This is a genomic window from Vibrio nigripulchritudo ATCC 27043 (genome assembly GCF_000222685.1).
Lineage (GTDB): Bacteria > Pseudomonadota > Gammaproteobacteria > Enterobacterales > Vibrionaceae > Vibrio > Vibrio nigripulchritudo.
This window is the reverse complement of record NZ_AFWJ01000291.1, coordinates 18,532-27,349: the sequence shown is the minus strand read 5'-3', so window position 1 is coordinate 27,349 and position 8,818 is coordinate 18,532. Positions and strand designations below refer to the sequence as shown.

The 8,818-nt window shown below is 47.2% G+C and carries 4 protein-coding genes; 2 read left to right on the top strand and 2 right to left on the bottom strand.

The features are described from left to right. The coding region (malQ, locus tag RH89_RS23310; protein ID WP_004407346.1) for a 4-alpha-glucanotransferase at nucleotides 1–2,054 on the bottom strand (2,054 nt) is incomplete at its 3' end. 88 nt (nucleotides 2,055–2,142) lie between these two features. Continuing rightward, complete coding sequence (locus tag RH89_RS23305) at nucleotides 2,143–4,602, bottom strand: glycogen/starch/alpha-glucan phosphorylase (RefSeq protein ID WP_004407344.1); 2,460 nt, start codon at nucleotides 4,600–4,602, stop codon at nucleotides 2,143–2,145. Nucleotides 4,603–5,236: 634 nt separating this feature from the next. On the opposite strand from RH89_RS23305, the gene malT reads away from it, so the two are divergent. Beyond that, nucleotides 5,237–7,948 carry an HTH-type transcriptional regulator MalT gene (malT, locus tag RH89_RS23300; protein ID WP_004407343.1) on the top strand — a complete coding sequence of 904 codons (2,712 nt, stop codon included), beginning with the start codon at nucleotides 5,237–5,239 and terminating at the stop codon, nucleotides 7,946–7,948. Between the two features lie 28 nt (nucleotides 7,949–7,976). Continuing rightward, nucleotides 7,977–8,666: a hypothetical protein gene (locus RH89_RS23295; protein WP_004407342.1), complete on the top strand. Its 690-nt coding sequence runs from the start codon at nucleotides 7,977–7,979 to the stop codon at nucleotides 8,664–8,666. Nucleotides 8,667–8,818 lie beyond the last annotated feature (152 nt).

The following is an 8,818-nucleotide window of genomic DNA, read 5'->3' as shown; positions in this document are numbered from 1 at the left end:
ACGGGTTTGTCCATCTCTAACCAATCTTCGAGCTGAATACTGAGTAACGCACTGCTACCAGCAGCAAGGTGCATTTGAAGCGCCTCACTCAGGTGTCTGTCCATCGGGACTTTAGAGGCATCTCGACCCACACCTTCCGGCAAGTAACCATGCCACGCCACACTATTCAAAATCTCTTGTTTCGAGCGAAGACGATCGTCAAATAGTTTATTAAGCTGCTCTTCATCGGGGTACAAACCCAGTTCTTCTCCCATTTTTAAGTCGTCACAGTGCCAGAACCCTCTCAGGGTTGGCATATCGTGAGTACAGAGGGCAGACATCGACTGCTCAGCATAGTGTTGAGGGGAGAAGTACCCACCGTCTTCCGCCACTTCGAAGAAGAACACTTTGTATGAATGAATGCCCGCTTCAGAAAGCAACTCGACAATTTCATCAGGCACAGTTCCCAAATCTTCTCCGATAACGGAGCACTGGTGGCGATGACTCTCTAACGCCAGCAGTGCCAGCATCTCCTTCACTGGGTAGTAGATATACGCACCTTCTGATGCGTTTTCACCTTTAGGAACCCACCAAAGACGCAATAAACCAAGAACATGGTCAATTCGTAGCGCTCCGCAGTGGGTCATGTTTGCTCGTAACAGCTCAATGAATGGCTTGAACTTTCTCGCTTGCAATTCCTGTGGATTCAGCGGTGGAAGCCCCCAGTTTTGCCCCAGCGGACCAAGAATATCTGGCGGAGCCCCTATACTGACGTCCTGACACAATTCGCCTGTATCTGCCCAGGTTTCAGAACCTGAATCCGCGACACCAACTGCCAGATCCCTGTACAGTCCAACCTGCATGCCCTTCTCTTCTGCAAGTAACTGCGCTTCTTTGATTTGGCAGTCCGCTAACCACTGCAGGTAAAGATGTAGTTGAACCAAATCCTCATGGTCGACAATAAACTTTCTTACCGCTGGGCTGTGGTATTTGCGATATTTTTCAGGAAATACCGGCCAACCCCATGTATCACCGTCGTCTTCCTTAAGGTAGGCATGCAGGGCGTCAAAGGTCGCCTGCTGCAACAGACTTTGCCCGCCTTGATCAACAAACGAAACGAATTCAGTCGCACGGTCGGTATTTTTCTCAAGGTGACGTCGTTTAAATTCTGTGTAGAGAATGGGCAGGACACTCATCTTCAGTGCCGATACTTCACTATAGTTGACCCAGTGGGATTCTCTGGCTTCCTGTAGCCTCTGCTGAAACTCAGCACTTCCTACCAGTGCCTGAGCGTCGCTGCTAAGTGCAAATTCAGGAACCGAACTGACATCAATATAAAGAACGTTTAGCCAGCGACGAGATGATGGGCTGTACGGGCTTGCGCCTTCAGGGTTAGCAGGGAACAGAGAGTGAATCGGGTTGAGACCAATGAAATCGCCACCACGCTCCGCTACCTGGCTCACGAGTTGTTTCAGGTCGCCAAAATCGCCCATTCCCCAGTTATGAGAGGTTCTTAAGGTGTACAACTGAACGCTTGGTCCCCACATTTTTTCGCCGCACAGCAAAGATTCCTGCTTGTAGCAGCGCTTAGGGGCAATAACCAGAGTCATCTCATAAGGTGCTTTTCGACGTTTACGAGTAATACTAAGTTTGTGATAACCCCACGACAGGTTGTTTGGCAGTGCAAAAACTAAAGGACCACCTGATTTGCGTTTGTCGCTTACGATCTGGGACTGGAGATATCCTTCCAGCATCTCACCGTTTTCGGTTTCCAGACGCCAGCTAAACTCGCTTTCTCGGGCACTGGCGCCCAGATTCAGTTCAATATGTACATCCTGATCGTCGGTCAGAATTAGGATCGGTTCGAGAACCGGTTTCTTGTGCTTCTTCTCGGCAGATGCTAGCAAAGCCTTGTCATTCGAGACGTCGTAGCCGAGTGAATTTAGTAAATGCGCAATGGTATCAATAGAAACATCGGTTTCCTGCCCCATGGCATTAATGTACTTTTCTGCAATGTTCGCTTTGATCGCGACTTGTTTAATAGCCTCTGGCGTTGTTTTTCGGACTTCTTTCATTATTTTCTCCGGAGGTGACTTATGCCCTCTTTTTCGCTGATTGTGGATACCTTGGTAAGGTCGGTATCCACAGTTTCAGCAACAAGCGTTATGAACGTTTTACTGCTTCCAGTTTCCAGATATTGTTTACGTAATCTCGAATACTGCGGTCAGAACTGAATTTACCCACCAGCGCAGTGTTCAGAATCGCTTTGCGCGCCCATCCTTTCTGGTCTCGGTACTGCGCATCCATATCTTCATGCGCTTTGATGTAGGAAGCAAAGTCCGCCAGAACCAGATATGGATCCCCTCCATCTAACAGGCTTTCATAGGTGGCAGCCAGACGACCCGGTTGCCCCGGAGTGAATTCGTCCCCAACAAGAAGATCCAACGACGCTTTCAGTAAGTGATCCGCATGGTAGTAGTCGTATGGGTTATAGCCTGTTTCACGTAATGCCTGAACTTCATCCACTTCTAAACCGAAAATGTAGATGTTGTCGTCACCCACTTCTTCACGAATCTCTACGTTCGCACCGTCCATCGTACCTATGGTCAGTGCACCATTGAGCGCCAGCTTCATGTTTCCGGTTCCTGAAGCTTCTTTACCAGCGGTCGAAATCTGCTCGGAAACATCCGCAGCAGGGATGATAATTTCAGCCATGCTTACACGGTAATCAGGCATGAACACGACTTTCAATTTGTGTTTAACGCGATTGTCGTTATTGATTTTCTCTGCCACTTTATTGATGGCAAAGATGATCTCTTTTGCGAGGTGATAACCGGGGGCTGCTTTTGCCGCGAAGAACACCACGCGAGGTGCCATATCGAATTTAGGATCGTTAAGCAGACGGTGATAAAGCGACAGAATGTGCAACAAATTCAAATGCTGACGCTTGTACTCATGCAGACGCTTGATTTGCACATCGAAAATGGCGTCAGTATCCAATTCAATGTCCATGTTCTCTTTAACCCAGTCTGCCAGACGCTGCTTATTAGCTTGCTTCACACGCATAAAGTCTTGCTGGAAGTTTTCATCGTCTGCAAATTTTTCTATTTTTCTTAATTCATCGAGGTCGACAATCCAGTCTTCCCCAATTTTACTGGTAATCAGATCAGATAATTCTGGATTACAGAATTTCAGCCAGCGCCTTGGCGTAACTCCGTTCGTCACGTTTTGCAAACGTCCGGGGAACATCTCATTGAACTCAGGGAACAGATCTTTCTTTACCAGAGCAGAGTGAAGCGCGGCCACGCCATTAACGGCATAAGATCCGACAACACAAAGGTTCGCCATACGAACCATGCGGTGCGTACCTTCTTCAATGATCGACAGTTTGCGCATCTTATCGACATCACCCGGCCACTTCTCTTTCACATCGTGCAGGAACAGGTGGTTAATGTGATAGATGATCTCCATATGGCGGGGAAGTAAGCGTTGCAGAAGCGCTTCGCTCCAGGTTTCCAACGCCTCGGGCAGCAAAGTGTGGTTGGTATAAGCGAAGGTTTTCGTACAGATCGACCAGGCATCATCCCACTCAAAATCGTTCTCATCCACCAGAACTCGCATCAGTTCGGGGATCGCCACTGTCGGGTGAGTATCGTTCAACTGAATGGTTTCGTATTTTGGTAAGTCTTCGAGCGAATGACCATTTGCCTGATGGCGGTGAAGGATATCGGCCATTGAGCAACGAACATGGAAGTATTGTTGCATCAGTCGAAGCGTTTTGCCTTTTTCGTGGTTGTCGTTCGGGTATAGCACCTTAGTGACGTTTCCGGCATCGATAAGCGCATGCTGAGCTTCAAAGTAATCGCCGTTATTAAAGCTTTCCAGACTGAATGGTGCTATTGCACGACATTCCCAGAGTCTCAGTGGGTAAACTGTGCGGCTCTGGTATCCGACAATCGGCATATCCCAAGGCATTCCCTGTACATACATGCCCGGTTTCCAGCGACGCTTTTCGACACCATCATCATTCACGTAAAAATCCACGTGACCATAAAATCCGGCTTGTTGTGCCAGTTCCGGACGCGCGACTTCCCATGGGTAACCTTCAACTCCAGCCCATGCATCTGGCGCTTCTTTCTGATGGCAGTCTTCAAAAGACTGACGGAACAATCCGTACTCATAATGCAGGCCATACCCCACTGTCGGGAATTGCTGCGCGGCACAAGAATCCATAAAGCAGGCGGCAAGTCGACCCAAGCCACCGTTACCCAGTGCCGGGTCGCGTTCGTTTTCTAAAATATCAGTCAGGTTCTGCCCTAACTCTTTGACGGCCTCATCGACAACGTCATACAGCCCAAGGCTAATAAGATTGTTACCGGTAAGACGACCGATCAGAAATTCAAGAGACAGATAATTAACGCTTCGGGCATTCTTAATTTTTGGGTCGTTTTCTGTCTCTAGTAAGTCAAATGTGGTTAATTCTGCAAGCGCTCGACCTGTCGCCAAATACCATGCTCTTTCTGACGCATTTTCAACGGTGGTCGCATAAGTGGCAGCCAAATGCTTTTTTACTGCGTTTTTGAACTCTTCTTTATTGAAATTCACGTGCTCTGTCGGCTTCATTTGGAATTCTCGCTGTTGGTTTTCCATGTCCCCCCAAGCTACTCACGCATCGGACTACCAGACGCCGCTAACCTGAATCAGTCGAGCCATCCGCGGACGAAAATTCAGCACAAGAAAGCTAACTTGGGTTCAAAATTTGTTGCTCCGTATTAAGGGCTTTTGATCCTAAAGACTGGAGCGTTGTTTATCTTCAGCCGAACACGCGAGCAAAACATCATCCTGAATGAAAGGAGGAGGAGGAGGAGGATTAAGGGCGTAGGTAGTAGAGCGAACGATATTGGTGAGCCAATGAGCAAAACTTGTGCAAACGATTCATGGATGGTGACTTACTTCACCTTTTTAATGCAATAAAACCTACATTGAGAAGTTTAAGTAGCTCCCACGCAAATTATATTCGACAAATGAATCAATACGGTGCAGTTATTGTCACTTTACGCAGCGATAAATTCCCCTTTTTATGTGTTTACTCATTAAATTTCTCTGGAAAGTTGAGCCATAAATAAGATCTAAATCACACTATTAAGGCGTAGTCCTCCTCAGAATATCCCCTATCTTTAGATTTAAGAGATCGATCAAGGATGGTGAGAACCCCTCCTCGTAGTATCCGGCGTAGAAAACATCAATAAGAAAAATTATGTGGATTCCCTCTAAACTTACTCGCCCTAAACGCTTGCACAACGCCATTCTTCGCCCAAGAGTTCTTGAGTTGCTGAAACAGGCTCCGCACTACAAACTGATTCTATTTCGTTCTCCTGCCGGATACGGCAAAACGACGATGGCCGCTCAGTGGCTGGCAGAACAGCCAAACGTTGGCTGGTTCAGCATCGACGACAGCGACAACGAGAGCTTTCGCTTTGTGAACTACTTTTTGCGGGCACTGAACGTCGCAACCGATAATGCTTGTCGCAAATCTCAGTCTCTGGCGGAAAAGCGTCAGTTTTCCTCACTCAAGACTCTGTTTAGCGAGGTGTTTGCTGAAGTCAGTCAGGTTACAGAAAACTGTTTTGTTGTTCTGGATGATTACCACTGTATCGAGAATGAAGAAATCCATGAAGGCATGCGCTTCTTCCTTAAACATTTGCCAGACAACATTACACTGGTCGTAACCAGCCGTGCACTGCCGCCGTTGGGCGTGGCTAATTTGAGAGTTCGCGATCTGATGATCGAAGTAGATAACGACTCGCTGGCATTCGACAACGAAGAAACCGCTCGCTTTTTCAAACTCCGTGTAGCAGACGGGATTGACGACTCCACTGCCAACGCATTGCGTCATTATGTCGAAGGCTGGCCTTCTGCATTACAGCTGTTTGCCTTGCAGGCTCAACATCAGAAGAAGTCTCTGGTGCAGTCTGCTGAAACCTTATCTGATTTTAACCATACGCACCTTTGGGATTATTTACTCGAAGAGGTGTTTGAGCTACTGGATTCAGAAACCCGCCAGTTTCTGATGCAATGCTCCGTATTCGATACGTTTAATGATGTGCTGGCATCAAAGGTAACAGGTCGGGAAGATGCGCTTGGAATGATCGAAACACTAAATCGATTCGGCTTATTCATCTATTCGCTTGAAGGAGAACAGAACTGGTATCGGTTCCACAACCTGTTCGGTGAGTTTCTTAGTCACGAGCGCCAGACACACCTCCCCGCACAAGACAATAAACTGCATTCCTCCGCTGCCCATGCCTGGCTATCATTGAAAAATCCGGATCAAGCTCTGAGTCATGCCTTAAAATCGAAAGATGATGATCTGATTGTGGATGTACTGGATAAACACGGCTGGGCAATGTTCAACAAGGGTGAACTGGTTCTGCTTGATCGAGCATTGGAGTATCTACCACCCGAAAAAAGATTCAGCCAGCCCAGCCTTGCGCTACTGCGTGCGTGGCTAGCTCAGAGCCAGCACCAGTATGATAGGGTCGCCTCACTGCTTACAGAAGCAGAGCAACAGCTTAAGTTAAACAATATAGAACTCACCAATAATGACCAAGGTCAGGTCAATGCCCTACTCGCGCAGGTGGCAATTAACCAGAATGAACCCGAGAAAGCGCAGACACTGGCAGATTTAGCGCTGAGCCAGCTTTCACCGACAACCTATCGCAGCCGAATAGTCGCAACTTCCGTCATGGGAGAAGTGAATCACGTATTAGGGCACCTCGACCGCGCCTTACCACTTATGCAGCAGACGGAGAAGCTGGCGAGACAGTATCAGATCATTCCGCAGGCTTTGTGGGCACTGCTTCAGCAGAGTGAAATACTTATCGCTCAGGGATACGTTCAGGCCGCTTATGAAGTTCAGGACAACGCATTAAAACTGGTTGAAGAACAGCATTTACACCAGCTTCCACTTCACGAATTTTTGCTTAGAATTCGCGCTCAGGTACTTTGGGGCTGGAACCGACTGGATGAAGCTGAGGATTGCGTACACAGAGGTCTGGATGTTTTGGGTAAACATGATCAAAGTAACCACCTTCATGGCTACTCCATGCTTGCACGCATTGCTATTGGACGAGGTGAACTGGATAAGGCATCGCGCTATGTCGATCAAATTTTGCACCTGATTCAGCTTTCTGATTACCACATTGACTGGAGTGCAAATGCTTCACTTTCACTGTTGCTTTTCTGGCAGGCAAAAGGAGCAACACAAGAGATTGAGCAGTGGCTTGGTAGCGTCCATCGCCCAACAGACGCAAGAAACCACTTCAGCCAGCTCCAGTGGCGAAACATTTGCAGAGCTTACGCAAGCTTAAATATGCTTGAAAAAGCCCGAGATACATTGGAATTTTTGCAAAGCGAAGCATTGAAAGCCAACTTGGTCACCGACCAAAACCGAAACTTGATCGTTGAAGCGTCTATCCAGATACAACTTGGCGATTCGGCTTCTGCCGAAAGTGCGCTAGAACAAGCCATTAAGCTGACCACTCAGACAGGTCTTGTTGGGTATTACCTGATTGAAGGTGAAATCTTGATCGCGCCGCTGCAAAAACTGCTCAGCAACGACAAGATAGGTGATTTAGAAAAACACCGTATTCAGCAGCTACTCAAAGACATCAGTAGCAGGAACCGAAACCGATCGGTGCACTTTGATGAGCAATTGGTAGAGAAACTGGTGAATCACCCCAATGTTCCGGAACTGGTCCGAACCAGCCCACTAACTCAAAGAGAATGGCAGGTTCTAGGGTTAATCTATGCAGGCTTGAGCAATGAGCAGATCTCGCAGGAGCTGGACGTTGCAGGAACCACCATCAAAACCCACATTCGCAACCTTTACCAGAAACTGGCGATTGCCAATAGAAAACAGGCAATAGAAACTGCCGAAAATCTTTTGCATTTAATGGGCTACGCATAAAGCGTAAAGAAACGGACAAGGAGGTCTGATGCTAGTTGAGTGGCACCCAAAAAGGTTGTGGTATTGCGATACTAGAATTCGTCGCCACGGGTTTGACTGTCTTCACCGGATGATAGTGGTTAAGCGCACTGACGATACGCTAATCATTATTAATCCAGTGGAACTCACCACCCAGTTACAACTGGCTCTGTCTGATCTAGGGCTTATAAAACAGATCTGTGTAACTTCACCTACCTATCACCCTACACTGTCTGAATGGTGGCTTGCCTATTCCGAGGCGCAGTTTCTTGCTACACCAACAGTTATTCAGCAGCGTTCGGATCTGCATTTCGATGATGCACTCTCCTCACAAACTCATAAATTGTTACAAGGTGAACTGCTTCAAACCTCTCTGTTAGGCTCAAAGTTACCCAGAAAGGTGATTTTTTGCGATCCGCAAAGCCGAACGTTAATCCTGCCTGATCTGCTTTTAGCCAACCAACCCCATCTGCCCTTACCTCAACGCCTGATTACCGTTATTTTTGGTGCGGGTAAAAGCACTGTTTTTCCCTTTTCTGACAGAACTCAATTCGAAAGAATGTCTCTCCTTAGAGCGTCGATTCAGGAAGTGTTGACCTGGCCAATTGAGCACATAATTTCAAGTAATGGACTGACAGTAGGCAAAGACGGGAAAAATGCTTTCTATCAGGCATTTCGATGGGCATTTGTTTCCGACTAAGTCCTTCCAACTCATTTTAATCACTCAACTCATCTTTACTTTTGTGAAGTGCATTCAAATCCAATTTGGGAAGAAGTTGAGCCCTAGAGCACAGTTTTTTCTTCATTTTCGCATAATGCAATTCCCATTTTGCAAATCACTGCAAAATGTAA